Genomic DNA, 26994 nt, shown 5'->3' on the forward strand with positions numbered 1-26994 from the left:
ACAGCAGTCTGCCGCACCGGCCAAACAAGATCAGCACGTTGAGCCAGCAGCCAGGCCGCAGGTCCAAGACGCCCACCACAGGTCCGCCGCATCGCGAACAGCCCCGATATAGCTGGTGGTCACAAAGAAGGTGTCGATCGAACGGGCGTTCACGGCAGGGCGTGCGGCTTCGGCAGAGCCATTAATGAAGCGATTAGCCAAAGTTGCCGTGGTGCCAGTGCTGTTGTTCGATCCGGCATTCAGGCGCGCGGTAGCCACTGCCCCATACCCCCCGGCGCAGCTCGACAGAATTGAGTCAAGTTGCGGAGCCGGACTGGTATTGGCGGTCTCGAAGTTGAGACAGGTTGTCGAACCGGTGACAACACCGTTCAACAAGCGGGCAGATCCGCCCGGTGTACCGCCCGTATTGTTGAGGATGATGCCCGTCAGACCAGCCGACGCATCATTTTGCGGCACGCCAACGAATGTGAAGTTGGCGATGATCGGATTGGTGTTGAGGGTACCCGCCAAGCTGGCCACAGTCCGGTTGCTGCCTTCGATCATCCGGTCAGGGCCGCCGCTGGCCGTCAAAGCCTGCAGGACGATGCCGAATTGGGCCTTGCCGGTCCAGCCTTCGTCAAAGTCGAGCGAGTCATCCAAAGCGCCGGTAACCACCCAATTGCGCAGATTGACTGTGCCGCCGAAAATTTCGATGCCATCATCGCCGGAATTATGGACCTGCACATTGCTGATCTCGGTGGCAGAGCCCACCCCGCCCAGCGTCAGACCATTGAGGTCATCACCAGCGGCTGCCGAGGTCAAGAAGGCACCTGGATAGCGAATCTGGAGAAAGGTAATGCGGCCACTATTGTCAGCCGGTGTGGCCCCGCCATAAAGCGCCTGGCGGCCGGTGGCTGCTGTAATGCCCTCCACAGCATTTTGACAATCGGCACTACCTTGGGCGACTGCGGTCGAACAGCCACGGATTGGGGCCGCCCCCAACACAATCAGGCCGGCCCATTCGCGGCTCGCCCGGGCCTTATCTGTCTGTGTCCCAGCAATGTCATTGCGTGAGGTGAAAATGACAGGAGCTTGAGCTGTACCATTGATAAAGATTTGCGAACCGCGGTTAACGATCAGCACATCGGCGGAGCTTGAGCCGTAAACGCGCACGCCGGGATCAATCGTCAAACTCGCAGCAGTCCCGGCATTCAGAGCAGCACCCCGATCAAAACCAACATCGACGCGACCTGAGATCTGATACACATTGCCTGCTGTTAGGCGCAAATTGGTCGGAACGGTGCCGCTGCCAATCACCCCTGTAATGACGCAATTGCGCTGTCCCGCAAGTGTGCCCTGCTCGCTGGTTCCAACGGGGCAGGCTGCAGGCGGCAACAATTGGATAGTCCAGCCAGAAGCCCAGTTAGATGTGGCCGTCGCTGCTGGCGAAAATGCACCCACATAATCGGTTGCCTCAAAGAAACTGTTGATCGGTGCTGGATTGGTGGCGGTGCGAGCCAATTCGTTCGGGCCCGGCAAGAGCGATGCGCTCAAGCTTGTCGCCACCGCCGAAACGTTGTTGGACCCTGCGCTGAAAGCGGCAGCCGCCACGCTGTCGAGGCTGCCCGGACAGTCGAACATCAAGGAATCATAACGCACGCCTGGCGATGTGTTCGCGGTACTGGCCACCGCACACGTATTCGTGCCAGTCACCACACCGTTTACAAAGCGACCCGCAGCACCAGGGGTGCCCCCGGTATTGTTGAGCACAATACCTTGGAGATTGGCACCAGCCGAATTGGTGCGCACACCCACCGCGGTGAAATTGGCAATCACAGGATTGGTGTTCAGCGTACCAGCCAAGCTGGCCACGGCACGATTGCTGCCTTCAAAAAGCCGGTCTGGGCCTCCCGCATTGGCCGTCTGCTTAATGACGAGGAATTGCACCGCGCCCGTCCAGCCCTCGTCGAAGTCGAGACCGTCATCCAGTGCGCCAGTGATGACGATATTCTTCAAATTGGTGGTACCACCAAACACTTCGATTCCGTCGTCACCAGAATTGTGCACCTGCAGGAAGCTGATGTCGGTACCTGAACCTATGCCACCCAAGGTCAAGCCATTGAGGTCGTCACCAGCCGCTGCTGAGGATAGAAATTCACCTGGATAGCGGATTTGCACATAGCGCATGGTCCCGCTGGAATCCGTGGTCGTCGCCCCGCCATAAAGCGCCTGCCGACCAGTGGCCGCGGTAATGCCCTCCACAGCATTCTGGCAATCCACGCTGCCTTGGGCGACAGCTGTCGAGCAGCCGCGAATTGGCGCTCGGCCCAACAAGATTACCCCGCCCCATAAGCGGTTTGTGGTCTCTGGAATGGCAGTTCCGGCAATGTCTTCCTTCCCGGTGAAGACAATAGGTTGGCTTGGGGTGCCGACAGCATTGATGCGACTGCCGCGGTTTACGATAAGAACGTCTGTGGCCTCGTCGCCAAAAACCGTCACGCCTGGCTCAATCGTCAAGGTCGCGGCCACGCCAGTTGCGGCATTGCCAGTCGCACCGAGGTCACGCCCGACATCAACCCGCCCGGAAAGACGATATGCAACACCAGCGATGCGTGGCAGGGTCAAGTTTGTCAGGATTTCACCGGTCACATTGCAGACCGTCGTGGTACCAATGGCCGTGCCAATCACGGTACCTTGCGGGCACGTCGCGCCACTGCCCGAGCCCCCCGTCCCGCCGCCACCGGTGCCGCCGGGGGGGTCACCCACAAAAGTTGCACCTGGAGACTGGATGCTGCCGCCTTGTGAACAAGCAGCCAATGCGAGTGCAAGTGCGGCGACCATCGCACCGCGAGCCTTCAAGAATGTCATCCTAATCCCCTCACTGACCGGGGGCATCTGATGCTCAAACCAGGCCGGAACAGGCCAATGCTGAAGGGTTTGATCAAACAGAAGCCCGACGGACTATCGGGGCCTCCCTAGAGCTTGGATGTGACAGTCTCACAAAGTCCGCGTGACACTATCATCAATTCGTGATGACGCTTTTGTGGCAAATCGTCTGTATACAGACTTCATAAAACACAGGACGATTGTCGCTCTGCCCGATCGATCACATAGATTGAATTCTGCCGATAATGTGCTTGGGTTGTGAATCGACCAAAAATCAATCGGCAACCGATTGGGAAGGCACTGCCTTATTGGCCCCCAAGAAAACGCCTAAATATTTGATGTCAAATCATTTATTTTTGCTTGCTGTTTCCTGTAAACACACCAGAGCCAAGACTGAGGTATTGTTAACAGATTCACAAATAATCCCTGTCCAGACTCATCGCCGCAACATGTGAACATCCAAGAATTCACAGAACGGGCTGGAAACCAACACCATGTCGAACCGACTGCTGCGCCGCCACCATGATTATATGACTTTGGTCCATTGCCGGGATAAAGCCTGGGGTGGGCATGCTTCTACCCGGATACTATCGATCCTGATTTCGGCTATTTCGGTCGGCGTCGCGGTTCCTGGACCTTGGTGGATTGCATGTGTTACCGCCATGTCCATCGGATGGGGTCTTGAGACTGCCTTTTATCGCTGGCTCAGCAGTAAAATCGACAATCCCGACAGTCTTGCCATTGCCGACCTGGCTTGGATCAAGGAACGGACGATCTGGGCGATTACAGGATTGGTGGTTATCTACGCTTTGCCATTCTTAGGCTTGGCTATTGCCCCGCATCCAGGCCCAGTTTTGGGACTGATTTTTGCCTGTGGCAGTCTGTTGGTGATTTGTGGACAGCATGTGCTGGACCGCAAGATGGTCTATTGGACCCTGCCTGTCATTATGATTGCCGCCATTCTCTGTGCCTATCGACTCGCTGATGGATGGGTGGCTTATCTTTTGGGATTTCTGGCATTTCTGCTCGGGGTCAACACAGTGGTGCTATCGGGGGCGTCAGTGCGCTCGGCGGAAGAATTGATCGAGGCACAGGGCCAGGCTTTAAGGCTGGCCGATGAGCTTGATGAGCGGGTTGTGCAGCGCACACGCGAACTTGAGGCCGCTGCCAAGGCCGCAGAAGAAGCCAATAAGGCCAAATCGCGCTTTCTGGCCAATATGAGCCATGAGTTGCGCACACCTCTTAACGCTGTGATCGGTTATGCCGAAATGGTTGGCGAGGACGTGCGCTCTGGCGACATGGGTTCTGTTGCCTCGGATATCGACAAAATCCGAAATGCCGCCCGTCACCTCCTCGGCCTGATCAATGAAGTGCTGGATATCTCCAAAATGGAGGCCAATGAGCAAGTGTGCAGGCCAAGCCAATTTGATATACGTACCCTCGCTCAAGAAGCTTTGGACGCGATCATTCCGCAAGCTGCTGCCCAAGAAACCAACTGTCATATTGTGTTCGCCGAAGGACTGCACACCCAAGCCTACAATGATGAGGGCAAGCTGCGGCAATGCCTCTTAAACTTGTTGTCAAATGCGGTGAAATTCACCTCCAAAGGGACGATCACCTTGGCCTGCCGCACCATTGGTGACAGAGACGAATTCATCGCCTTCGAGGTCGCTGATACGGGCGTGGGCATCGACCCGCAGGATTTGTCGCGCATTTTTATGCCCTTTTACCAAGGCGACAATAGTCTAACCCGCACGGTGGAGGGAACCGGCCTTGGCCTGGCAATCAGTCAGCGACTGGCTCGGCTGATGGGCGGCGATTTGACGGCCCAAAGTCTGCCCGGCGAAGGGTCGGTCTTCACCCTGACAATTGCGCAAACGATTGATGCTTCAAAGACAGAGGCTCACGCAGCTTAAGCCACGTGAGCCCCAACATTGGGATTTGGTGATCCGGCGAGCTTTGTCGACAGCGTTAATGCCACCCGGGGGTGTCAGTGAGATTGGATCAAAATGAGCCCGATTTCTGGTCCTGACCTATGGTCGGGTCGCAGCTATGTTATCGCCTCGGGACGATCACAAGAAGTTTGTGACACGCTCGATAACAATGGCCGGAGCCATGCCGCCGGCTGCACACATGGTGATCAAACCATAGCGCCCGCCGGAACGTTCCAATTCATCCAATGCCGTCCCAATTAAGATAGAGCCAGTTGCCCCGATGGGATGGCCCAAAGCCATCGCCCCGCCATTGATATTGACCTTGGTACGATCAAGTTTCAGATCACGGATGAATTTTTCTGCCACCACAGCAAAAGCTTCATTGATTTCCCAGACATCAATATCCTCGACGCGCAGGCCCGCCTTGGCAAGCACCTTGCGGGCTGCCGGCACTGGGGCATTGAGCATCAAAGTCGGGCAGTCGCCCACATTAGCCGTGGCGACAATGCGACCGCGCGGCACCCAACCTTGTGCCTTGGCATAGGTTTGCGAAGACAATAAAAGCGCTGCAGCCCCATCCACGACACCCGATGAGTTCCCAGCGTGATGAACGTGACTGATTGCGCCCTTCAGCTGCGGATAGCGCCGGGTAATGAGGTCGCCATACGTCTGTCCACTATCATCCACTTTAATGCCAGCCCACATGTCAAAAACGGTCTTCAGAGCACCGAGGCTTTCCATCGTGGTCTGCGGACGGGGAAATTCGTCGTGGTCAAGCGCCAAAGATCCATCGAGATTATGAACCGGCACCACCGACTTTTTGAAGCGGCCCTCGGCGATGGCTTGAGCAGCGCGCTGCTGGCTGGTGACGGCCAGCTGATCGACAGCCTGCCGGTCGATGCCTTCCAATGTCGCGATGGCATCTGCGCAAACACCCTGTTGGGACTGGGGATGCTTGGCACGTAAGCTGAGATTGCCGGCATCAAGCATCGGCGGGGTAGTAGGGTCAGCCGTGGCGGCGGTATAGCTCATCATCTCGGTCCCACCGGCGATGACGCAATCTTCCATACCTGACATGATCTGAGCAGCAGCCAAATTGACCGTGGTGATGCCGGAGCCGCAGAACCGGTCCAAAGTCACACCCGAGGCCTTGATATCATATCCGGCATCAAGGGCAGCCATGCGGCCCAAGTCGCAACTTTGCGCGCCACGCTGCGAACTGGTACCCCAGATAATATCATCAACAGTGGCAGTATCGAGCTGGTTGCGGTCAGCGAGTGCTTTCAGCACGGTGGCGGCCAAATGTTGGGGATGCAAATGGGCCAAGCCCCCTTTGCCAACTTTGCCAAGGCCGCGCGGCGTACGGCAGGCGTCGATAATATAGGCGTTTGTCATGATCACTCCCTTGGCGTCGCGACCAGATCTTGTCGTCTGGCTTTAATCATCCTTAACCGGACGCTTCAGCGAGGGCAAACAAAAAGGGGCATCTTCCCAGATGCCCCTTACATGGTGAGATTATGGTCTAACCAGATCAGGCCGCGCGCACCCGCGTCATCGCGGCTTCAAAGGCCTGAGTAATGGCCGAACCCGCATATTTCCCATATTCACACTTAGCCATGATGTCGGCTGGCGGGAAAATCGTCGGGTTGTTCTTGTAAGTATCATCCATCAAGGCCTTAGCGGCCGCATTGGGTGTTGGATACAGGATGGTCTTGGTGATGTTGGCCCCGTTTTGACCATCCAGAAGGAAGTTGATGAAGGCATGGGCATTGTTCGGATTGGGCGCACCAACCGGGATACACATGCAGTCCGAGTTTAACAGCGAGCCTTCCTTCGGCACCACAAAGGCAAGGTCGGGATCTTCGGTCTCTTTCTGCGCAATATCGCCATTATACTCGAGCACGATATCGACTTCTCGTGACATCAAGAGATCCTGGCCATTGTCCTCATGGAAGTTCTTGATATTCGGCTTTTGCTTGATCAGCATGTCTTCGACCTGCTTGATCAATTCAGGCGTCGCATCATTGACACTCTTCCCTAAATATTTGAAGCCAAGGCGGAATACGTCCGCACTTTCGGCCAAGAGCGACAAGCGCCCTTTGTATTCAGCGCTGTCATAGAGATATTTCCAGCTGTCGGGGATCACGCCCCCCTTCATGGCCGACTTGCGATAGCCAATTCCCAAGACGAGCCACGTGTAAGGCATGGAATACTTCCGGCCGGGGTCGAAATCAGCGTCTTGGAACTCAGGCAAAAGGTTTTTCTTATTGGGGATTTTGGCATGGTCGAGCGGTGCCAACATCTTGGCCTCAACCATGCGGGCAACATATTCGTTCGAGGGCATGATAACGTCAAAGCCTGGATTGCCCGCGCGGAATTTAGCAAACAGCTCGTCATTATTGGCAAACAAGGTCATATTGACCTCGACGCCGCTAGCAGCCTTGAAATCCGCCAATGTGGTTTCGCCGATATAGGTGTCCCAATTATAAAAGGCGAGTTTGTTGCCTTCCGAGCCTTCGATCACCAGTTTACCATCCGCTTTGGCTTCAGGTTTGGAGGGTGAACAGGCCGACAGGGTCAAGGCGGCCGCCGTCGCCCCAAAGGCTGCCATGAAGGCGCGCCGAGAATGGGGCCGCAGGCGGAGGAACAAATCAACTTCTTCACGTGTCAATGGGCGTTCATTCATTCTCGTTTCTCCTCTTTCTGTCACTTCGGAGGCTAGGCGTTGCGGAAGCACCAATCATAATCTGCCAATGGGATGTGGGCGAAGTAGCGATCCTGCTCTGTGCGCTTCACAATTGCGTACATGGCTTGGAAACGAGCACCCAAATAGTCTTTCAGCACATCAGATGCTGCAAAACTATCCACCGCAGCAAACCAATTCTTGGGTAAGTCAACGGGTGCCTTGTCAGCCTGGGAATAGCCATCGCCCTGAATGGCGCGACCAGGATCGAGTTTGTTGGTCAGGCCGTAATGTACCCCTGCCAGCATGGTTGCCAGCGCCAGATAGGGATTGGCATCGGCCCCAGACACCCGATGTTCCACATGGCGGCTAGCCGCGGGACCGGCTGTCACCCGCAGACCAACCGTGCGGTTGTTCACCCCCCAAGTCGCCGCAACTGGGGCATAGGAATTGCCAACAAAGCGACGATAGGAATTCTGATTGGGGGCGAAGATCGCCATCCCGGCAGGCAGAAGGTGTTGCATGCCCGCTATCGCATGGCGCAATTCCGGAGTGCCCTCTGGATCCTCGGCTCCAAAAATATTGCGACCCTCGCGATCGAGGACCGACACATGCAAATGCTGACCATTGCCAGCACGTCCCTCAAAAGGCTTGGCCATAAAGGTGGCGTCCATACCGTGCTTGACCGCACAGCCCTTGACCAGACGCTTGAACATCATCGCTTCATCGGCCACCCTTAAAGCATCCGCACGATGCTCCAATCCGATCTCTAGCTGTCCAGGAGCAAATTCGCTGATCGCCGCCTCAATAGGCAGGCCTTGTATCTCGGCGGCCGCATAAAGATCGCGCAGATACGGCATGTGATCATCGAGTTCCCGCAAGCCATAGACTTCATTTCCGACTGGCACATGCCCGCTGATGGGCGACGCCGGCAAAGTCGGGGCCTCGCCGCCAAAGCGCTGGTCGCACAGATAAAATTCCAGCTCGCACGCCACATCTGGCGTCAGACCGTCCGCAGCGAACCGGTCGAGTACACGTTGGAGTACGTGGCGGGGATCAAGATCGCTGGCTCGCCCGTCCAATTCATAAAGCGACAAAACACATTGGGCGACATCATCACCCAGCCAGGGGGCCTTCACCAATGTGTTGGGGGCAGGCTTGGCCAGACGATCCGCATCGCCATCCTCCCAAACAAGGCCCGTTGCCTCACAATCGGCGCCCGTTATGTCCACCACTGTGATGGATCCAGGAAGATAACGACCATGGCCATAGACGGTCAAAAGTTCATGCGCACGTATACGCTTACCGCGTGGTGGGCCACTCATTGGATTATACAAGATGTCGATGAAGGCAATGCTGGGATTAGCAGCTAGAAACGCCTCTGCGTCGGCGCGGCTGGCAATACCGCGGGTATGCTGGGTGGATTTTTCAGACAAGACAGGACCTCAGACTTTCAAGAGCAGATGTTCGCGTTCCCACGCTGACACGACGCCTTCGAAAGCATCGAGTTCATCCAGTTTCACATGCGCAAAGACGCGACAGAATTCCTCGCCAAAGACTTCTCGCATGGGTTCGCAATTTTGGAAACGACCCAGCGCCTCGTCCAACGTACGCGGCAGCGAGCGTGGCATGCGATAGGCCGACGTGGTAATCAAAGGTCCGGGCTCTAAACCTTGCACCATTCCGACATAGCCGCACGCAAGCGACGACGCGATCGCCAAATAAGGATTGGCATCAGCGCCGGGCAAGCGGTTTTCCACCCGCCGGTTGCGTCCGTCACTGATCGGGGTTCGCAATCCGCATGAGCGGTTATCCAGACCCCATTGCACATTGATCGGGGCATCAAATTGCGGCCGCATGCGACGAAACGAGTTGACGTTCGGGGCAAACAGCGGCGCGACTTCAGGCAGATAGGTCTGCAGTCCGCCAACAAACGACCGGAACAGCTTGGAGTCGGTGCCATTGGCATTGGCAAACAAATTACGGCCGGTTGCCTTATCCACGAGCGACTGGTGAATATGCATGGCGCTACCGGGCTGGTTATCCATTGGTTTGGCCATGAATGTTGCATAGACATTTTGCGACAACGCAACTTGGCGCACGATGCGTTTGAACATCAAAACCTGATCAGCCAATTCTAGCGCGTTGCCATGGTTGAAATTGACTTCGAGCTGGGCCGCGCCGGCTTCGTGGATCATCGTCTCAATATCGAGGTCGGCGATTTCGCAATATTCATAAATCTGCTCGATCAGATCTTCATATTCATTGATGGCTTCCAGACCATAGGGTTGAGAGACGGTCTCGGCCCGACCCGAACGGCCCACCGGGGTCTCCAATGGCAAATCGGGGTCGATGTTGCGGGCAGTCAGGAAGAATTCCACTTCCGGGGCAACAACCGGCTCCCAACCCCGCTCGGCATAAAGGTCAAGGACCCTGCGCAAGACCTGACGCGGCGCAATATCAATCAGCTTACCCGCATGAGAATAGGCGTCGGTCACCACATAGGCCGTTGGTGTGCGATAGCCCGGTGCCACGCAGATCGAGGTCGGATCGGGCACCAGCACGCAATCGGGGTCGAGGGTGTCAGAAAAGCCATCTTCGTCATCGGTTTCCAGGTCCGGATATTCCCCGGTCACGGTCACTCGCAAGATTGACGACGCTATTCGTAAGGTGTGATTGGAAACGCCTTTCAAAAAACGTGGTGCGGGCACAACCTTGCCCCGGATAATCCCATTCATATCCGGCAGGATCAGCTCAATTTCTGCAACGCCTTTTTCCTTGATCCAGGCCTCGAGGCGCTTGTGAATGCTTGGATCTGTTTCGAACGACATGGGTCACCAATGGCTGCTAGAGGATTTCGTCAAGAATAGAGTCCAAAGCCGATACATAGGCTTGAGGGACCGACTGAGGCAGGCCCGGACCCGCCAGAAGCATATTGTGGAAAGGGGTGACGAGAAAGCCCCGGTTCAACAAACCCAAATGAATGGCCGCTTCCAAATCATGATCGAAGCTGGCCCGCATTTCCACCGCATTGGTCGGCAAATCTGGGGCAAAGACGGTTTCAAGACGCGCGCCCAAACGAATAACGGACCAAGGCAGGCCCCGGACTTTGATCAATGTGTTAAGAGCGTCTTCCAGCCCAATCGCTGAGGCGATCATGCCCGCATAAGTGGTCTCGGTCATCACCTCGCCCAAACAGGCGCGCAACGCCGCCATTTGCAGCGGAGACCCCGACAAAGTTGTTCCGACACCGGAATGACCAGGGGGTATGTCGCGGCGAATCCGCTCAATTCCAGCCTTTACCGCCTCGTTAAAGCCCCAAATGCCGGTGGGAATGCCCCCAGCCACAGCCTTGCCAGCAACAAAGATGTCAGGTTCAAGGCCAAACGTACCCGTCCAACCGCCCGGACCCGTCGACAAAGTATGTGTCTCATCAATCAAAAGGAGACTGCCATGGCTACGTGTCAGGCGGCGAACATCCTCCAAGAAGCCCGGCTGTGGCGCAACAATACCGCAATTGGTCAAGGCAGGCTCAGTAATGACACAGGCGATGTCTTCGCGCGCGAGCGCTTTGGCCAAAGCGTCCACATCATTGAAGGGCACACAAACACTGACATCGGCCAAATCATAGGCCTGACCCCACAGACTGGGTTTGGCCTCGGTCCGGCCATTGATGAGATTAACGGCCGTTTCGTCGACTGCACCGTGGTAACAGCCGTCAAAAACCAGGATACGCTTCCGGCCTGTGATGGCACGTGCGGCGCGCAAGGCAAAACGGTTAGCATCAGAAGCTGTCAGCGTGATCTGCCAATAAGGCAATCCAAAGCGGCTGCGCAGCAAATCTCCAACGGCCTCAACATCGGCTGATGGCAGCATGGCGGTCAGGCCATGGGCAGCTTGGGCGGCGACAGCTTTTGCAACGGGTGCGGGATTGTGACCAAACATCGCCCCAGTATCGCCCAGACACAAGTCGGTTAGTTCATGACCATCAAGATCTAAAAGCGTCGTCCCGCTCGCAGAGGCGACAACCAGAGGGAATGGCATCGGCCAGTCGAGCATCCAGTGCTGGGGAACACCGCCGAAAAAGCCGTTATCGTGACGGGCCCGCGCGGCACTTAAGGGACGGGAGCGCCTAAAGGCGTCGCTCTCGCGCGCCTTGAACTCAGCCAGCTTCTCCCGGTCGATCGACACATGTCACCTCGTTATTTGTTATAACGGGGCGAGGGTGGGGTTGGTCAAGTCGGTCAGCGCATTAAATGCGCTTGATCATCCAATCGAGACCATCTTGCACATCTGCGGCAATGGCGGCGCGCAAACCGGCCTCGTCGCCAGCCTCAATTGCCCGCAGCGCATCACCGTGACGATCAGAGAGGTCAAGTTCATTGACCGCGTCAGGATACATCAAACGCATGAATGGACCAAAACGCACCCACAGGCTTTCAATCATTGGGACGATTACATCTGACGGACAGGCTCGGTAAAGCCCAAAGTGGAACGCATGATTGCTGGCCATGTAGCCGGCCATATCACCTTGTCGCAGGGCATCATTCATCGTGTCATTCGCCTTTTTCATTGCTTGGCGATGGCGACCACGCACATAGGGTAATGCGCGGGCAGCGGCCTCAGGTTCAAGCAATGTGCGGGCTTGCAGCAATTCCAGCATCCCTTTTCGATCAATCAAGGGCACCGTGATCCGGCGGGTTGCCCCGACGCAGAGAGCATGTTCAGCTGTCAAGCGCCAGACAGCGTCGCGGACCGGGGTGACACTGCCACCCAATTCCGTTGCCAGTGTGCGCAAACTCAGGCTTTCACCAGGTGCAAAAGCCCCGCGAGAAAGACGGGCCCGCAATTCCTGATAAATTGCCTCGTGCAGCGGTTCGGATCGGTCGGCGACATCCAACAGGGCGCTCGGGGTTTCGGCCATAGATCAAAGCACCTGGCAAGCAGTTTCAAAGGACAGACGGGGCAGACGCGGGAACAGATCCTTATCCGTTCCATGACCAAGATTCACGAGAAAATTGGACTTCCAGCCTGTCTCGGCAAAGAAGGCCTGATCGACACCGGCATTATCAAAACCGCTCATCGGCCCGCAGTCCAGCCCCAAGGCACGTGCAGCCATCATCAGATAGGCCCCTTGAAGCGTGCCATTTCGGAAAGCCGCCTCGGCCCCACCATCCGGCATGCCTGAATACCACGTCGCCGCGTCGGGATTGTGCGGGAATAGCTCCGGGATTTTGTCGTAGAATTTGGGATCAGTCGCGACGATCACCGTCCAAGGCGCAGCCATGGTTTTGTCGACATTTCCGGGAGCAAGGTAGGGTTTGAGCTTGGCTTTGGCCTCTGGCGAGCCGATGAAGGCAAAGCGGGCTGGTGAGCAATTGGCGCTGGTTGGCCCCCATTTGGTCAGATCATATACAGCCCTCATCAGGCTTTCAGGCAAGTCTTCATTGACCCAGCCATTGCGAGTGCGCGCGGTGACAAAGAGTTGGTCAAGCATATCCTCAGGCAAAGCTGGCATGGGCGAATCTCACAATATTCTCTGTTTTGGGGGAGGCGCGATCAGAGGGCTTGCTCAACCCTAAGCACTTCGGGAACATAGTGCTTGAGCATGTTCTCAATGCCTTGCTTGAGTGTGATGGTGGAGGATGGGCAACCCGCGCATGATCCGCGTAGGCGCAAATAAACTGTGCCGCTTTCCGGCTCAAAGCGGTCGAAGTCGATGTCACCACCGTCTTGGGCAACTGCTGGCCGCACCCGGGTGGCGAGCAATTCTTCAATCTCACGCACAATCTGCGCCGCATCCCCACTGTATTCCCCGGCTGACGAGGCGGGGCCAACTTGTGGAGACTCCGTCATCACAGGCTGGCCCGAGACGAATGTGTCCATAATCGCCCCCAGAAGCGAGGGCTTTATATGGGGCCAATCTATGGCCCCATCCTTGGTGACGGTAATAAAATCAGGACCGAAAAACACCCGGCGCACGCCCTCAATTCGGAATAATGCCGCCGCCAAGGGCGAGACGGCAGCAGCAGCAGCATCGTTAAATTCTATGGCACCAGCCGGATGGACATCGCGTCCAGGCAAGAATTTCAACGTAGCGGGGTTCGGGGTGGCTTCGGTCTGGATAAACATGCCCTAGACATGGACCTTCTGAGCTGAAAATTCAACGCCTTTGCCAAAAGCTCAGCGATCAAGACCGTGCGACTCTGAGAACATCAACTAGCCAACTCTGCCAATTCCTCATCGCTCAGGCCTGCTGGCACAATCATAATGGCCACCGCCCGCGCCCCAAAGCCGAAGCCGCCACGCATTGCCGCCGCCACAAGCGGACCCGGCCCCCCACGCCCGGCCGCGGCAGCCAATAACAAGGTCTTCACACTCGGGGTAGCATCAATAAAGCTGCGGATCTGATGATCCAGCGTACCTTCATGCACCACAAGCTCGGGCACAAGACCACCCGCCTGCCAAGCAACATCGGACAGCGCCTGCAATTCATCCAGCGCTTCAAGGCGCATACGCTCACGCATGGCTTCGCCCATGGCAGACCACAGGCCCGGATCCAAAGGTTCGACCACCCGCAGAATAACCAAACTAGCCTGTGTGCTGGCCGCCCGCTTAGCCCCGAAATAGACTGCCGCCCGGCATTCTGGGCTGTCGTCGGCAATGCAGAGAAGTTTGCGCTCAGCCATCAGAGATCAGCGTTGCAGAATGTCTGTGATTTCGCGCAATTTGGCCCGCGCGCGCAACAGATAGAAGCCCTCGGTCGACAAATGATTGGGCATGAACAGCGCGCTTGGCGAAGCATTTTGCACCACCAGCGGCTGCAAACTGGCGGCAGTGGCTAAATCGGCGAGCATGGCATCATAAAGCCCTGCGACCCGGCGCTCGACCAAGACATCCTTAAAGTCCTCGCGCACAGCCCGCAGCGTGATGAAGTAGGCATAGGACTGGCCTTTGACAAAGTAGAATAACTTGTCGGCCCGGCGGTCGATAAAGACTTTTCGACCCGCCCCGATTTGCTTTTCCAAAGCATCGGAGGAAGACCCCAGATCAAGCGCGGATCGTGACAACAAAGCCTGGAGATTATCGGCACGGACATCGAAAACTGCGCGGCCTTCTGCGACCCGGGCATTATAAGCAATCAAGGCTGTCCGCGCCTTGCGATATTCTTGATCTGCGGAAGATGTGGGCCAAGGATCCAACAACCAAGTATCCGGCTGGCGCGACAAGCCCTGGCGGGCCTTGCCCAGATCAGGATCAGCAGCTGACGTGCCCCGTGTGCGGCCAATATAGCTCTCAATCTCGACCGTAATATTCGATAGCGCCTTGACCATGCCAGACTGGAAATTGGCCATATTGCCGCCGTAGCGCAGTAGGGCCGCTGGCTGGAAGGGTTGGGTATTGGGGGCCCAAGCGGTCTGGTTGATTTCCCGATCAATCAAGCCGGCGATCACCGCGACGGTCTTGGAAGCACCCGGCCCGGGGTCCTCAGCCTTGAAGTTCAAGTCATCATTTATGCGATGGGTCAAAATCGACCCCATCACGTAATAGATAGGTATCACAACCAAGACCGCGGCAATAACCCAACCACGCCAACCGCGCGCTGGTTTAACGGCTGGCGGGGGAACAGGGCTGGCATTCTGGGCGGCGGCAAACGGATCAGCCGGCGGTGACGGTCGTACCAACCGTTTCAGCCCAGCCCATGAATGGCGCACGCGTTGACCAAAATCCATCTGAACTCTCCGCCTCGTCCCGCATCGGGCACCATCTGGAAGATGGATCCCATCAAGGTTCAATCACGAACGGGGCTTCACTGGCAAGTCATTCTCAAGGAATTCGTGGTGATCGGTGGCTTCGAAGACCTCAAAAGCCATGGCTGACAGGCTTTTCCCCAAACCAACTAGTGGATTCTGCGCCGATCACAGATGCGTGACTCTGGACCTGATTCAGATTCGCACTATAGTCCTTCCCATCTTTTTGGCTTGGATGCCGACTTGGAGAGGAAAAACGATGAAAAGACACGTTTTGGGTTCTGGAATTGCTGTCTCGCTCGCGGCCTTGGCTCTGGTGGCTGGCTGCGGCCAACAAAGCCATCAAAAGGCGGAAGCACCTGCCCCAGCTGCGGAAGCTGCGGCTCCAGCAGCAACCGAAACCGCTGCTGCACCTGCCGCTGAAGCGGCTGCACCCGCAACCGAAGCTGCCGCACCTGCTGCTGAAGCTGCTGCTCCGGCTGCTGCTGCTGCCGCACCCGCCGCAGGTGCGATGGTACTGGCGATCAAGGACAAGGCTGGTGCCACCCTCTCTGGCGATCCTGCAAAGGGCGAAACGGTGTTCCGGCAGTGCCAAACCTGCCATGTGGTAACCCCTGGCGTGAACAAGGTTGGTCCCTCGCTGCATAACATCATTGGCCGTCCGGCCGGCCAAGTTGCTGGCTTCCGTTACTCTGACGCCAACAAGAAGTCTGGCATCACCTGGACTGAACAGGAAATCTACACCTATTTGGAAAACCCAAAGGCCCGCGTGCCAGGCACGATTATGGCCTTCGCCGGCATCAAGGATTCTCAGAAGCGCGCCGATTTGGTGGCTTATCTGAAAACACATACCAACTGATCATCTCCCAGCTTCCATCTGGTGAGACGCACATTGATGGCGGGGGGCTTTGTCCCCCGCCTTTTTTGTGCCTGAAGCCCACTATCCCACTAAATTTGCAGGAAAATATAAGAGCCTAATTCTGCGGAAGTAAAACCTGGTCTAGGAAATGCGGCGACGTTGCAAGTCCATGAGGTGCAAGGGTAGCGAGAGGGTGAGAAAGAGGATCACCCAGATCAAACCAGAATCAGTCAGAGCTGCACGCAACGCCAACATCAGGCAGGCACCCGGACCCAAAGCCAAAACAAGGGTGATGATGCGCGTCATCAGGCCTTCCCGTCCACCGCGTGCAGCCAAGATCGCAAACTCAAGGCCGATTACGGCGAGTGCCAGATCAACCGCACGACCTGATTGGAACAGACCCACGATGCTGGCCGGCAAAAGCTCACTCATTGCGGACAATTGGGGATTGGGTCGGTCGGGGCGATCATGAGGGCGACAGGCCGAGGAGATGGCCCATATCTTTGAGGAAGATCCGGGCATGGGCAGCCGGGCGTGCGCGCACCAATTCTTTATTCATATAGGCCTGCCACGTCAGATATTGCACATCAGGATCAGCGCATATCTGGACAAAACGCTCACGCCGCTTGTCGTTGCGATACCAAAAATGCTGCATGATCCCCAGTACCCAGAAGACTTTACCATGCGCCTTCATGAAACGCTTACGGGCCAACTTCAGTGCTGAGGCCTGCCCAGTGGCCAAAGCCTCACGCACCGCACTGGCCGCCTCCCGGCCACAGACCATCGCATAATAAATGCCTTCCCCAGAGGACGGGGCAACCACGCCAGCAGCGTCCCCGGCAAGGACGACATTGTGGCCATTATCCCATCGTTTCAACGGCTTGAGTGGAATGGGAGCGCCTTCTGTCCGCACGGTGTCACAATGATCAAGCCCGGTCGCGGCGCGCAAGTCCTTGATCGCACCGCGCAATGAGAAGCCTTTTTGCGCGCTTCCCACCCCGATACTGGCCGTCCCACCATGCGGAAAGACCCAGGCATAGAAGTCAGGAGACAGATGGCCCTGATAATAGACATCACAACGAACCGGATCGAAGTCTTCCGGTGCAGTTTCGGGCACGGCGATAATTTCGTGATAGGCAAAAACGCAGGGGATTTTTTCAGCCCCCTTAATCGTTTGCTTTCCAACCTTTGAACGTGCGCCATCAGCCCCAATGATGTAGCGTGCCGTCACGCTGCGGGCTTGGCCTGTTTCATCGGAAAAGTGAACGACGCTGGGTTGACCAGGATTGTTTTCAAGTCGCTCAAACTCACCGGTCTGACGCACGGCCCCCGATGCAGCGGCACGTTCACGCAGGAATTCATCAAACGTATCCCGATTGACCATGCCCACGTAGCCGCCGTCAATCGGCATATCGACCGTCTTGCCACTGGGCGCGATCATCCGGGCTGCCTTGGCATGGGCGCACAGCAGGCTTTGGGGAATGTCAAAATCGCGGATCAAGCGTGGCGGAATTGCCCCACCGCATGGCTTGATGCGGCCCGCTTTGTCGAGCAACAGAACCCGATGGCCCTGCACCGCCAAATCATTGGCGGCCGTGGCTCCAGCCGGGCCGCCACCCACCACCACGATGTCGAAATCAGCTGAACCTGTCATGGATCTATCCTTGTGCAAGCGGGCCGCGTGTTATGGCCGAGGCACCGCCCAAGAGTGGGTTTGACGCGACTGATGCGTCGGCAACATCAGTCAAGACCGCGCTTTTGCGACGGTCGAGTTGGCGGGCCAATTGAGCTGAAATCAGAAAAAGGCCGGCCTCGATGACAAAAACAACGAGGAAAGCGTGCCCCGTATTGGGCAACAGCAGGCGCAATCCGTCCACACCCATCGCGCCAAAAAAGCCGCCTAAGCCAAAGGCAATAGCCTGAGCCGCGCCCCAAACACCCATGCGGATCCCCACGCGTGAGGTTTCACCAGCCCCTGCTAGACCCATCATCGAGCCGATGGCTGCCACGGCAAAGACGCCATTGGCAAAACCCAGGGCGAAAACATTTGGCTTGATCGGCCAGCCCGGCCCGATTTCAGCCGCACATGCCAAACCGAGAAGCGCCAGAGCCGAACCAAAGCATCCGGCGATCGCCCAAGCAGCCATCCAGCTCTTGCCTGCTCGTGCAGAGCGCCCGCCAATCGCCCCGGTCAACACCATACCCAGCAAAACACCCATGTTCTGGATGCCGGACATCTGGGTTGATTGGGCGGGCGTCATGTCAAAAACAAGACCGGCGAAGGGCTCAAGGATCAGGTCCTGCATGCTATAGGCCAGCATGGAAACAAAGACGAAGATCGAGAAATTACGTGCGAGCGGATCGGCCCAGATCTCTCGCAGCGCCTCTTGAAAATGGGTCTTTTGGGGAGCCGAAGCGGCGGGGGATGCGGTTTCCCCCGCCGCCCCGTTCTGCGCCTCGGCGAGGGGTTCAACCCCGTGAACCGCGGCAACAGTCAGGATAAAGGCCACCAGCGCCACGCCCGTGGCGGCAAAGGCCAGTTTCTGCGGGCTAAATGGCTCAATCAAAATGCTGACCGCAATCGAGGAAGCGACAATTCCAACAATCATCATGATCCATGTGATTGAGGCAGCTGCCGGGCGACGCTCCGGCGCGGTACGACTTGCCAGAAGAGCGAGTAACGAAGTTCCAGATGCCCCAATCCCCATGCCAATCATGCCATAGGCAAGAATGGACAGGATGAGGCCCAATGCAGGCAAGCTGCCCATCATCAAAGCCGCATCAGTGGCAAGCAGCGCCCCCAAACAGAGGCAAGCCATGCCACCGATGATCCAAGGGGTGCGTCGGCTGCCTTGGTCTGAACCATGCCCCCAATGGGGTCGGGTTATTTGTACGGCAAAATGCAGGCCGACGAGGGCGGCCGGCACCATGGCTGGCAAAGCCATTTCCACCACCATGACGCGATTAAGCGTCGATGTCGTCAAGGCAGCACAGGCTCCCAGCGCACTTTGAACAAGGCCAAGTCGAATAATGCTCAACCAACCCAAGGGCCTGATATTTGAGGCCATTATGACGCCCCTCCCAAGATCGAACCGACCCCGATGGCGCTGATCAACATGCCCAACACATACAGGCTGGTGCCAGTCGCATTATACCAAGGTGTGTGTTTCAATGGATCGCTGAGCAGGCGACGCATCAGCGCAAATTGTGCCAGTAAGGCAATCAGAACCCCAGCAGCATAGATCATCAGGCCCCAACTGATGAGCAGCCCAATAACAATCGCCTGTGGCATGGCCATTACCAAACAGGCCAGACGCGCGGCATTGTCGACACCCATAACGACCGGCAAGGATTTCAGGCCCAGCTGCCGGTCCCCCTCAACCGCCTTGAAATCATTCAAGGTCATGATGCCATGCGCGCCTGCGGCATAGAGTCCAGCAAGCCATAGGATCTGGGGGTTAGGCAGGGCCTGGGTCACAACTGCTGCCCCAGTAAACCAGGTCAGGCCTTCATAAGAAAAGGCAACCGCTAAAGGCCCCCACCACCCACTTTGCTTTAAGCGAAAAGGCGGTGCGCTATAGGCCCAAGCCAACACAATACCCAAGCTTGCCGCCACCAACACCCAAAGTCCCAATGTCGCTGCAAAGGCCAATGAGGCGATTGTCCAGATGATCGCGATCCATAGACCCCATCGTCCAGGAATCCGGCCAGATGGAATAGGGCGGTTGGGTTCGTTAATTGCATCGACGTGGCGGTCAAACCAGTCATTGACAGCCTGACTTGTGGCACAAATCATCGGCCCGGCAAGCACTGCCCCAGCCAAAGCCAAAGGCCATTTCTGCGAAAACGGGGCACCTGAGGAAACCACCCCACACATAAAGGCCCACATCGGCGCAAACCAAGTAATTGGCTTCAAAAGCTCCAGAACCGCTCTTGGGGCGGGAAGATGGGGCCTCGCCAAAGGGGCAGCAGTCTCAGTCATAGGTCGAGCCTATGTTGGACACTAAAAAGTGTCAATTAAATTCGACAAGCACGATCAGGATATGGACTGGAGAAAAATCGAGTTAATTCAATTCGAAGATTCAGGTGTAAAGTAAGCTCGGCCAGCTACAGCCACTTGGGCGCTTCACTTTGTCCCAGGCATTTTGCGCGGCGGGTAACCCCAAAAGCGGGTTTTCACATCTGGATCTGTCGGTTTGCGACCTGTCGTACAGAGTCAGGAGGCGTCGTCTTCAAAATTGCCTAAGCCGAAACGATGCAGCTTGGAATAAAGGCTTTGGCGGCTGACACCCAGAATTTCGGCGGCTGAGGCACGATTATTGCCCGTCATTTCCAAAGCGGCCTCGATACACAATCGTTCGACAAAATCGGTTGTGTCGCGCACGATTTCCTTGAGTGAAACCCGCCCGACAAGTTCACTCATGTCGGCTGGTGATCGGGCCAACTCAAGAGGTTGTTGGGTTCGGTCCATATCACGGCGTGTGACGCGGCGGATGGAGAAGCCATAAAAATTATCTAAAAATTATCATCGCCTTCGGCCACCGACACCGCACATACTTCCACATCTTCCAATTCACCATATTGGGTCTGCAAGACGGTGGGAAAATTGCGTACGACGCCATATTTGACGAGGTTTTCAAGCAGGATGTTACGATCAACCCCCGGCCGGCCCAAGAAGCGGGTTAAGGACTCACCCTGCGCTTGCTCGGATGTGGGCAAATGGACGAGATCAAGGAAAGCGGCATTTTCCGTTATGATTTTCAGGTCCTTATCGGTGACAACCATACCGTCAGGCAATTGATTGACGGCCGTCAGCATCCGATGATGTGTGTCCACAATAATGGGCTCAGCGCGCTCCGCCGGCAAAAGCCGCACAAGGAAATGCATGGTCCGATCCTGGCGGAACAGGGCAGCCGTGGCATGAAGTTGGCGACCATTGACCGTCAAGGTCACTTGGGGCGCGGTCCGACTTGAAGAAGCTTGAGCCACCGATAAGAGTGACGCGGCTTCTTCCTGACTTTGGGCAGCAAACAGGCGGGAGAAAGGCTTGCCGATCAGGCTCGCATCGCCTCCAATCAAACGGTCCGCTGCGGGATTGGCCTCAGCAACCCGGCGATTGGCACCATCAACGATCACAACAGCTTCGCTGGTTGACTGGAACAGCATACGATAACGCGATTCCGACATCCGCATGCGCGCATAGTCGCGCTCCATCGACTGCTGGGCGTGCAACAGACGCTGCTGAAGTGCAGAGGCATGACGATGATCGCGGCCAATCGCAATAATCCGCCCATCTTCACCGGCACCAACAGCCACGTAACGCAAAGCCACTGAATCGCCGCGGCGAGAGGGGTGGTTCAACTCACGCCAGCGGATTGCCTTGTCCGAGGATGCATCGCGCAGCATTTCCTCGACTTTCGAGCGGCTTTCCTGAGTGACCGTATCCAGCCAAGGTTTGTTCACCCAGCTTTCAAAGTCGTCCAAAGGAAGATCAGAATTGCCCACAGCGAGGTCGCAGATAATGCCATCTCGGTCCAGAACAATGGCAACATCGCCTCCGGCCGCCAACACTTTGACCGCAATCGATGCCTCTAGGTCACCAAGCGCCGCAGGTTGCAGCAAGGGACCGACATTTTGATTGGGTGGCCGTTGTTCCATGAGTGCGATGAATACCTTTCAAAGACCGCGGGAAATACTCGGTGCTGGACATGAAGGATCAGTGGCTGTGGGCGTGCTCGTATAGGACTGTTTCGGCAATGGCGATAGCCTGTCTACCGTCAGACGCAGTGAAATCGGCACCCATGCTTAAAGCTTCCTCAGGATGTGCAATAATCAAACTTCCACCAACAAGAACAAGGATGTGGGGATTACAGGAAGCAATGCGGACTTGCCGTATAAGTTCTTTCGCGAAAGACACTTGCGTCTGGGTTGTCAGCCCAATTCCCAATAAATGAAAGCTTTCGCGGCTGACCAAAGCGAGGACGTCGTGTATCTGCGAATTTGGCTCACACAAGGTGCGCCAGCCTGAACGACGAAACAATTCGTCCACCATGTGGATACCAAAACTGTGGGCTTCCCCAGCTGGCGTGACAAACAGGCCCGACGGAGAATCACCACGGACCTCATTCTCCTGATAAGGCATTTCACTAAAGCGGTGCAGCAGAGTCTGGAGGCGTCCAAGACCGATGGTGACATCCGCGAAAGAAGCGGTGTCATGCTCCCACATCTCACCCAGATAGCGGGCAGCTGGGGCCATCAGATCGACGAAGACTTGTTCGATGCGTAATCCAGATCTCAAATGGCCATGCAGGATCGTCTCAACATCATCCACATCATGGGTGAGAAGAACCATCGCCAGATCGGCAATTGCAGTCGGAGCCACACGGCTTTTTGTCACGGGACCCTGTTCCAGTTCTGCCAGGGGTGAGCGATCACGAAAAGCATCATAGCGCACCTTGTGCGCCAGTAATAGCCTCGGAATGATATCTCCTTCGACAATTTGGGTCAGAAGAGCCATTTCGCGCGGGTTGCGTGGGGTGGCATTGTCGGCTTGACCATCTCCACTGTTCACTCGCCAATTGCCGTCGGCCCGCGCTTCGGGCGTTTCGGTGCTGCAATCAATGGGATCGAAATGGTCCATCAATCGTTGATTGGGCATTTGATTCTCCACAGGCAAGCCACCAGTCTATCGTTGGCGGCAAACCGTCTCTTGCGCGCCAAGCTGCGCGCTGCCCCCACCATCAGGCCTGTGCCGCACCACCTGTTCAGCTACCTCCCAAAAAGACGGCCGTCCCCTTGGGTCCAACTGCAGAAAGAGGTCTGACACATGTCATCTGCCAGGTCACCCATGATCAGAAATGTGCGCCCCTTGACCGGGACATCGTCTGAAACAGGCATCCGACCGACAGACCAAAACACCTGAAACCACTTCTGATAATCATAGCAGCAGCAATGATCTTGCCACGGCTGAAAGCGAGTTGATGCCCTTTTTGACAAGTTGTCAACCTGTGTCATCTCAATTAGGCGTCCAGTCAACTTGACAATCAAGGTCGGCGTGCGAAACTGTGACATGGAGCGGGCTCTTATCGCTGCATTCGGCAGGAAAACTTGGATGCAACCCTTGCATACCTCAATAAAAACAGAGACTTCGCATGCTTTCTGCGAGGACTTTGCCGCGCCTGCTCTTGCACATCTGACCCCAGCTGAAACCGGGACTGGTGGAGGGTTATTCCAGGCAAACGACTTGGGACACGTCTGTTCCACGATCGACCAACCAGAAAATTTTGACCGCCTAGCGCCCAAAAGCGAAACCGCAAATCGGTCAAAACCTCTGTATACAGATGAACAAAGAGCCCGTCGCGATGCCTCTGTTTGGACTTTGGTTCAAGCCATTTTGGCCCCTATACAATTTGTGGTTTTCCTGATCAGTCTTGGTCTGGTTGGCTATTATTTGAGCACGGGCAAGGGTTATGAGGCGGCCACAATCTCCATTCTGATCAAGACCTTCTTGCTTTACACCATCATGATCACTGGCTCGATTTGGGAAAAAGTGGTGTTTGATGAATGGCTATTTGTGGAGGCGTTTTTCTGGGAAGACGTCTTCTCGATGTTGGTCCTCGCACTCCAGACACTTTATGTCGCTGCCCTGCTCAATGGCTGGTGGACTCCCGAACAGCAGGTTTATATCGCGGTCGCCGCCTACGCGACCTATGTCATCAATGCAGGCCAATTCTTGTGGAAGCTGCGGCAGGCTCGACGAGAAGTCCAAGGGGTGAGCCCCATGGGAGGCTCACGGGCGGATGATCAAAGTTCGTCAGCCAAACACACGGCCAATCGCTGGGCGGGGCAAGAATCATGAGGCCCGGCAATAACCCTCGTCCTGTCAGTGCCGGGGGATCTTCGGCCCAAGAGGCGCGTGCTGCCCGCAATGCCGCGGCTTGGCGGCAATTGTTGGTTGCGATGTTACCCTTCGCCGATTCAGCAAGCGTGGATCTTCCCATCAGCCGCCTTCTGCGCCTGTCGCTGTTTCAGATTTCAACGGGCATGGCTGCGGTCTTGCTGACCGGCACGCTAAATCGAGTCATGATTATCGAATTGGGCGTCAGCGGTAGCCTCGTGGCAGCCATGGTATCCTTGCCGCTTCTGTTCGCCCCCTTGCGCGCTGTGATCGGGCACAAGTCCGACACGTATAAATCCTATCTTGGTTGGCGGCGGTCGCCCTTTATCTTCATGGGAACTTTGGCCCAGTTCGGCGGGTTGGCCATCATGCCCTTTGCCTTGCTGATCCTGTCAGGTGATGGCCAAGGTCCTGTCTTCATTGGCCATATTGGGGCCGCGCTTGCATTCTTGCTGGTTGGGGTCGGCATGCACACAACCCAGACTGCCGGTCTGGCACTGGCAACAGATCTCGCCACGGACGAGACACGGCCAAGAGTTGTTGCACTCCTGTATGTCATGCTGCTTGTGGGCATGCTGATCGCCTCGCTGGTTTTTGGCAGCCTGCTGATGGACTTCGGGCCAATCCGCCTGATCCAGGTTATTCAGGGGGCAGCGCTTGTATCCTTGGTGCTGAACACAATAGCCGTGTGGAAGCAGGAGGTGCGTAACCCCGCCTTAACGGCTCATGATGTGGTCCGGCCAGCCTTTAAGGAGCAATGGACCCTTTTAATCCAACAGGGGCGGACGGTGCGGCTCTTGGTCGCCACCGGACTTGGGGCAGGTGCCTTTGCTATGCAGGACGTCTTGCTAGAGCCTTATGGGGCCGAAGTATTGGGGATGAACGTCGGTTCAACCACCTCTCTCACCGCACTTTGGGCAACCGGAACATTGATCGGCTTTGCTTTGGCAGCCCAGCAATTGAGCCGGGATGGCGAGGCACACCGGCTGGCTGGCTTTGGTGCACTCATCGGGATTGGGGCTTTTGCATGCGTCATCCTCGGTGGCGCGATCGCACTGACACCGCTTTTCTGCCTCGGTGTGATGGCCATTGGTCTGGGTGGCGGTCTGTTTTCCGTGGGGACCTTGACCGCTGCCATGGCGCTGGCCCGGAGAGGACACCAATCAGGCATAGCACTTGGCGCCTGGGGCGGAGTTCAGGCCACAGCGGCGGGCATTGGCATTGCGCTGGGCGGGGGCATCCGCGACCTTGGGAGCCAATTGACAGCTTCCGGCGCACTCGGTCCAGCTTTCAGCGGGCCGGCGACCAGCTATGGCATCGTCTATCACCTTGAAATCGGGCTTTTGTTCGCTGCTTTGGTGGCGATTGGCCCGCTCGCCAAACACGCCGCCAGCGCCCTGCAAAGCGGCCAATCCGAACACGCCTCAGACCCCAGCGAGCGCCGATTCGGCCTTGCTGAATTCCCAACCCTTTAACCCCGACCCTTCAACAACGACGGAGAAGTGACATGTATAACCATTATTTCGCGGGGACCGTGGATGTCACAGAGATAGTTCTCTATGTCTTCTTTGGTTTTTTCCTCATGCTGGTACTTTATCTCTTGCGCGAAGGCCGGCGCGAGGGATTTCCACTGGAACATGATGTTACCGGTGAGCTGGAACCGACCCCCGGGGTCTTTTTCCGCGCTCTGCCCAAAACCTATCTGCTGCCCGGTGGCGGCAAGCTGGTGAAGCCTGATGATTCACGTGATACCCACGCCACCCAGTTCAAGCGCACGGCGGCGTGGTCTGGATCACCGATCGAGCCTGATGGCAATCCGCTGACCTCGGGCATCGGTCCTGGCTCTTATGCAATGCGGGCAGACAAGCCCGATATGACCAATCATGGCACCACACGTTTGGCACCCTTGCGGATCGCCACTGATTACTACACCGACAAGCGCGATCCAGAGCTACGTGGCTTTGCCCTTGTCGGTCTTGATGGCGCACATGCGGGCACAATTACAGATATTTGGGTGGATCGGGCCGAATTCTTGATCCGCTATCTGGAAGTCGATGTAACCGCTGAGGGTGGGCCGACCAAGCATGTGCTTGTGCCAATGACCATGTGTGTGGTGCAAAAGGGCTTGAAGCGCGTGCGCCTCGATGCCGTCCTCGGCAGCCAAGTTGCCGGTGCGCCGACATTGGCCAATCCTGACCAGATCACCCTGCTCGAAGAGGAAAAGATTGTTGGCTATTTCGGTGCCGGCTATCTTTATGCAACCCCTGCCCGGTCGGAGCCTGCCATATGAGCCAGGAGCACGACTTCGAGCCCATTCGTGGGCTTCCCAGCGACTTGCCGGAGGGTGAAACCATCCTCTGGCAAGGCGAGCCGGACTGGATAATGATGGCACGGCGGGTGTTCCGCGTTGATTGGGTAGCTCTATACTTCGTGTTGTTGATGGTTTGGCGGGTGTTTGATGCCGTTAATGGCGGACAAAGCATCGGCCAAGCAGTGACGGCAGCCCTTTGGGTAGCTCCAATCGGAATCGTCGGCCTGGCAATCCTGGGAGGGTTGGCTTTTCTCAATAGCCGAACAACCGTCTATACATTGACCAATCATCGCTTGGTCATGCGTTTTGGCGCTGCTCTCACCAAGGCCATCAATATTCCGTTCAAGATCATTGAAAGTGCGGCGGTCAACCAAAAGGCCGATGGTAGCGGCGACATTGCCATCCAATTGGTCAAGCCCAACAAGATTTCGGTGATCCTGTTGTGGCCGCATGCGCGGCCGGGCTTCATTTCCCAGCCACAGCCCTCACTCCGCTGTCTTAAGGACGCCGGTCAAGCGGCGGCGATCCTGGGAGAAGCCTTGCGGGCGGCACATGATCAAGCCTCAGCCCAAGTCACGGCAAGCCGGACTGAGGAAACCGTCACCTCGGCGACTAAGCCCGCAAAAGATAAGGCTGCCGCCAAACGTGGCAAAACTGCGGGTGTGGGACCAAGTCCAGCACTGGCGTAAACCAG

Annotated in this window: 24 protein-coding genes; 6 read left to right on the forward strand and 18 right to left on the reverse strand. The window is 56.5% G+C overall.

What is annotated here, in order from left to right:
* Positions 1-30: 30 nt before the first annotated feature.
* Positions 31-2847, reverse strand: coding sequence for a hypothetical protein (locus tag PbB2_RS02445; RefSeq protein WP_108983683.1), 2817 nt, complete (start codon positions 2845-2847; stop codon positions 31-33).
* Positions 2848-3359: 512 nt separating this feature from the next.
* Here PbB2_RS02445 and PbB2_RS02455 point away from each other — a divergent pair.
* Positions 3360-4781, forward strand: a complete 1422-nt coding sequence (locus tag PbB2_RS02455; RefSeq protein WP_108983685.1) for a sensor histidine kinase — start codon at positions 3360-3362, stop codon at positions 4779-4781.
* 156 nt (positions 4782-4937) lie between these two features.
* On the opposite strand, the gene PbB2_RS02460 is transcribed toward PbB2_RS02455, so the two are convergent.
* The 10 genes from PbB2_RS02460 to PbB2_RS02505 all read right to left on the reverse strand — a co-directional run bounded on the left by PbB2_RS02460 (position 4938) and on the right by PbB2_RS02505 (position 15215).
* Positions 4938-6194: an acetyl-CoA C-acetyltransferase gene (locus PbB2_RS02460; RefSeq protein ID WP_108983686.1), complete on the reverse strand. Its 1257-nt coding sequence runs from the start codon at positions 6192-6194 to the stop codon at positions 4938-4940.
* A gap of 136 nt (positions 6195-6330) precedes the next feature.
* Positions 6331-7485, reverse strand: coding sequence for an ABC transporter substrate-binding protein (locus tag PbB2_RS02465; RefSeq protein WP_238164809.1), 1155 nt, complete (start codon positions 7483-7485; stop codon positions 6331-6333).
* 32 nt (positions 7486-7517) lie between these two features.
* Entirely contained in the window at positions 7518-8918 is a 1401-nt protein-coding gene (locus PbB2_RS02470; protein WP_238164810.1) for a glutamine synthetase family protein, read from the reverse strand.
* Between the two features lie 9 nt (positions 8919-8927).
* The gene (locus PbB2_RS02475) at positions 8928-10313 is read right to left on the reverse strand and encodes a glutamine synthetase family protein (RefSeq protein WP_108983687.1); all 1386 of its coding nucleotides are present in this window, start codon (positions 10311-10313) and stop codon (positions 8928-8930) included.
* Positions 10314-10329: 16 nt separating this feature from the next.
* The gene (locus PbB2_RS02480) at positions 10330-11673 is read right to left on the reverse strand and encodes a transaminase (RefSeq protein ID WP_108983688.1); all 1344 of its coding nucleotides are present in this window, start codon (positions 11671-11673) and stop codon (positions 10330-10332) included.
* 61 nt (positions 11674-11734) lie between these two features.
* Positions 11735-12406 (reverse strand): GntR family transcriptional regulator, encoded by a 672-nt coding sequence (locus PbB2_RS02485; protein WP_108983689.1) that lies wholly within the window; start codon positions 12404-12406, stop codon positions 11735-11737.
* 3 nt (positions 12407-12409) lie between these two features.
* On the reverse strand, positions 12410-13000 hold the full coding sequence (locus PbB2_RS02490; protein WP_108983690.1) for a malonic semialdehyde reductase: 591 nt from the start codon (positions 12998-13000) through the stop codon (positions 12410-12412).
* A 41-nt stretch (positions 13001-13041) separates the two neighbouring features.
* Positions 13042-13614: a NifU family protein gene (locus PbB2_RS02495; RefSeq protein WP_108983691.1), complete on the reverse strand. Its 573-nt coding sequence runs from the start codon at positions 13612-13614 to the stop codon at positions 13042-13044.
* A gap of 83 nt (positions 13615-13697) precedes the next feature.
* Positions 13698-14171 carry a universal stress protein gene (locus tag PbB2_RS02500; RefSeq protein ID WP_108983692.1) on the reverse strand — a complete coding sequence of 158 codons (474 nt, stop codon included), beginning with the start codon at positions 14169-14171 and terminating at the stop codon, positions 13698-13700.
* Positions 14172-14177: 6 nt separating this feature from the next.
* A complete protein-coding gene (locus PbB2_RS02505; protein WP_108983693.1) occupies positions 14178-15215 on the reverse strand; it encodes a DUF2333 family protein in 1038 nt (345 codons plus the stop codon).
* Between the two features lie 277 nt (positions 15216-15492).
* On the opposite strand from PbB2_RS02505, the gene PbB2_RS02510 reads away from it, so the two are divergent.
* Positions 15493-16092, forward strand: a complete 600-nt coding sequence (locus PbB2_RS02510) for a c-type cytochrome (RefSeq protein ID WP_108983694.1) — start codon at positions 15493-15495, stop codon at positions 16090-16092.
* A 141-nt stretch (positions 16093-16233) separates the two neighbouring features.
* Here the strand turns inward: PbB2_RS02510 and PbB2_RS02515 are convergent, their stop codons facing one another.
* The 7 genes from PbB2_RS02515 to PbB2_RS02545 all read right to left on the reverse strand — a co-directional run bounded on the left by PbB2_RS02515 (position 16234) and on the right by PbB2_RS02545 (position 22609).
* On the reverse strand, positions 16234-16524 hold the full coding sequence (locus PbB2_RS02515) for a hypothetical protein (protein WP_238164812.1): 291 nt from the start codon (positions 16522-16524) through the stop codon (positions 16234-16236).
* Between the two features lie 34 nt (positions 16525-16558).
* A complete protein-coding gene (locus PbB2_RS02520; protein WP_108983695.1) occupies positions 16559-17746 on the reverse strand; it encodes a geranylgeranyl diphosphate reductase in 1188 nt (395 codons plus the stop codon).
* 4 nt (positions 17747-17750) lie between these two features.
* Positions 17751-19160, reverse strand: coding sequence for a BCD family MFS transporter (locus PbB2_RS02525; RefSeq protein ID WP_108983696.1), 1410 nt, complete (start codon positions 19158-19160; stop codon positions 17751-17753).
* On the reverse strand, positions 19160-20074 hold the full coding sequence (gene chlG, locus PbB2_RS02530) for a chlorophyll synthase ChlG (RefSeq protein ID WP_108983697.1): 915 nt from the start codon (positions 20072-20074) through the stop codon (positions 19160-19162). The genes PbB2_RS02525 and chlG overlap by 1 nt, the downstream gene beginning before the upstream one ends.
* A 234-nt stretch (positions 20075-20308) precedes the next feature.
* Positions 20309-20515: a helix-turn-helix domain-containing protein gene (locus tag PbB2_RS02535; RefSeq protein ID WP_192576124.1), complete on the reverse strand. Its 207-nt coding sequence runs from the start codon at positions 20513-20515 to the stop codon at positions 20309-20311.
* A 92-nt stretch (positions 20516-20607) separates the two neighbouring features.
* Positions 20608-21750 (reverse strand): transcriptional regulator PpsR, encoded by a 1143-nt coding sequence (gene ppsR, locus PbB2_RS02540; RefSeq protein WP_108983699.1) that lies wholly within the window; start codon positions 21748-21750, stop codon positions 20608-20610.
* 58 nt (positions 21751-21808) lie between these two features.
* Entirely contained in the window at positions 21809-22609 is an 801-nt protein-coding gene (locus PbB2_RS02545; protein WP_192576125.1) for a cobalamin B12-binding domain-containing protein, read from the reverse strand.
* A gap of 594 nt (positions 22610-23203) precedes the next feature.
* Between PbB2_RS02545 and bchF the strand changes: the two genes are divergently transcribed.
* Genes bchF through puhB form a run of 4 tightly spaced genes read left to right on the forward strand, consistent with a single transcriptional unit; the run spans position 23204 to position 26989 of the window.
* A complete protein-coding gene (gene bchF / locus PbB2_RS02555; protein ID WP_108983886.1) occupies positions 23204-23950 on the forward strand; it encodes a 2-vinyl bacteriochlorophyllide hydratase in 747 nt (248 codons plus the stop codon).
* Positions 23947-25464: a BCD family MFS transporter gene (locus PbB2_RS02560; protein ID WP_305790427.1), complete on the forward strand. Its 1518-nt coding sequence runs from the start codon at positions 23947-23949 to the stop codon at positions 25462-25464. Before bchF ends, PbB2_RS02560 begins: the two co-directional genes overlap by 4 nt.
* A 32-nt stretch (positions 25465-25496) precedes the next feature.
* The gene (gene puhA / locus PbB2_RS02565) at positions 25497-26279 is read left to right on the forward strand and encodes a photosynthetic reaction center subunit H (RefSeq protein ID WP_108983702.1); all 783 of its coding nucleotides are present in this window, start codon (positions 25497-25499) and stop codon (positions 26277-26279) included.
* Positions 26276-26989, forward strand: a complete 714-nt coding sequence (gene puhB, locus PbB2_RS02570; RefSeq protein WP_108983703.1) for a photosynthetic complex putative assembly protein PuhB — start codon at positions 26276-26278, stop codon at positions 26987-26989. The genes puhA and puhB overlap by 4 nt, the downstream gene beginning before the upstream one ends.
* Positions 26990-26994 lie beyond the last annotated feature (5 nt).

The sequence above is a fragment of the Candidatus Phycosocius bacilliformis genome, from assembly GCF_003112735.1.
Lineage (GTDB): Bacteria > Pseudomonadota > Alphaproteobacteria > Caulobacterales > Aquidulcibacteraceae > Aquidulcibacter > Aquidulcibacter bacilliformis.

Excerpts from the sequence above, each read along its gene's own strand:
- PbB2_RS02500 (WP_108983692.1), bottom strand. The coding sequence starts at position 14,171 with ATGGCTGAGCGCAAACTTCTCTGCATTGCCGACGACAGCCCAGAATGC.
- PbB2_RS02495 (WP_108983691.1), bottom strand. The coding sequence starts at position 13,614 with ATGTTTATCCAGACCGAAGCCACCCCGAACCCCGCTACGTTGAAATTC.
- puhB (WP_108983703.1), top strand. The coding sequence starts at position 26,276 with ATGAGCCAGGAGCACGACTTCGAGCCCATTCGTGGGCTTCCCAGCGAC.
- PbB2_RS02535 (WP_192576124.1), bottom strand. The coding sequence starts at position 20,515 with ATGAGTGAACTTGTCGGGCGGGTTTCACTCAAGGAAATCGTGCGCGAC.
- chlG (WP_108983697.1), bottom strand. The coding sequence starts at position 20,074 with ATGACTGAGACTGCTGCCCCTTTGGCGAGGCCCCATCTTCCCGCCCCA.
- PbB2_RS02490 (WP_108983690.1), bottom strand. The coding sequence starts at position 13,000 with ATGCCAGCTTTGCCTGAGGATATGCTTGACCAACTCTTTGTCACCGCG.
- PbB2_RS02510 (WP_108983694.1), top strand. The coding sequence starts at position 15,493 with ATGAAAAGACACGTTTTGGGTTCTGGAATTGCTGTCTCGCTCGCGGCC.
- PbB2_RS02460 (WP_108983686.1), bottom strand. The coding sequence starts at position 6,194 with ATGACAAACGCCTATATTATCGACGCCTGCCGTACGCCGCGCGGCCTT.
- PbB2_RS02525 (WP_108983696.1), bottom strand. The coding sequence starts at position 19,160 with ATGGCCTCAAATATCAGGCCCTTGGGTTGGTTGAGCATTATTCGACTT.
- PbB2_RS02445 (WP_108983683.1), bottom strand. The coding sequence starts at position 2,847 with ATGACATTCTTGAAGGCTCGCGGTGCGATGGTCGCCGCACTTGCACTC.
- PbB2_RS02545 (WP_192576125.1), bottom strand. The coding sequence starts at position 22,609 with ATGGCTCTTCTGACCCAAATTGTCGAAGGAGATATCATTCCGAGGCTA.
- PbB2_RS02475 (WP_108983687.1), bottom strand. The coding sequence starts at position 10,313 with ATGTCGTTCGAAACAGATCCAAGCATTCACAAGCGCCTCGAGGCCTGG.
- PbB2_RS02485 (WP_108983689.1), bottom strand. The coding sequence starts at position 12,406 with ATGGCCGAAACCCCGAGCGCCCTGTTGGATGTCGCCGACCGATCCGAA.
- bchF (WP_108983886.1), top strand. The coding sequence starts at position 23,204 with ATGCAACCCTTGCATACCTCAATAAAAACAGAGACTTCGCATGCTTTC.
- PbB2_RS02505 (WP_108983693.1), bottom strand. The coding sequence starts at position 15,215 with ATGGATTTTGGTCAACGCGTGCGCCATTCATGGGCTGGGCTGAAACGG.
- PbB2_RS02520 (WP_108983695.1), bottom strand. The coding sequence starts at position 17,746 with ATGACAGGTTCAGCTGATTTCGACATCGTGGTGGTGGGTGGCGGCCCG.
- PbB2_RS02515 (WP_238164812.1), bottom strand. The coding sequence starts at position 16,524 with ATGAGTGAGCTTTTGCCGGCCAGCATCGTGGGTCTGTTCCAATCAGGT.
- PbB2_RS02455 (WP_108983685.1), top strand. The coding sequence starts at position 3,360 with ATGTCGAACCGACTGCTGCGCCGCCACCATGATTATATGACTTTGGTC.
- PbB2_RS02465 (WP_238164809.1), bottom strand. The coding sequence starts at position 7,485 with ATGAATGAACGCCCATTGACACGTGAAGAAGTTGATTTGTTCCTCCGC.
- PbB2_RS02560 (WP_305790427.1), top strand. The coding sequence starts at position 23,947 with ATGAGGCCCGGCAATAACCCTCGTCCTGTCAGTGCCGGGGGATCTTCG.
- ppsR (WP_108983699.1), bottom strand. The coding sequence starts at position 21,750 with ATGGAACAACGGCCACCCAATCAAAATGTCGGTCCCTTGCTGCAACCT.
- puhA (WP_108983702.1), top strand. The coding sequence starts at position 25,497 with ATGTATAACCATTATTTCGCGGGGACCGTGGATGTCACAGAGATAGTT.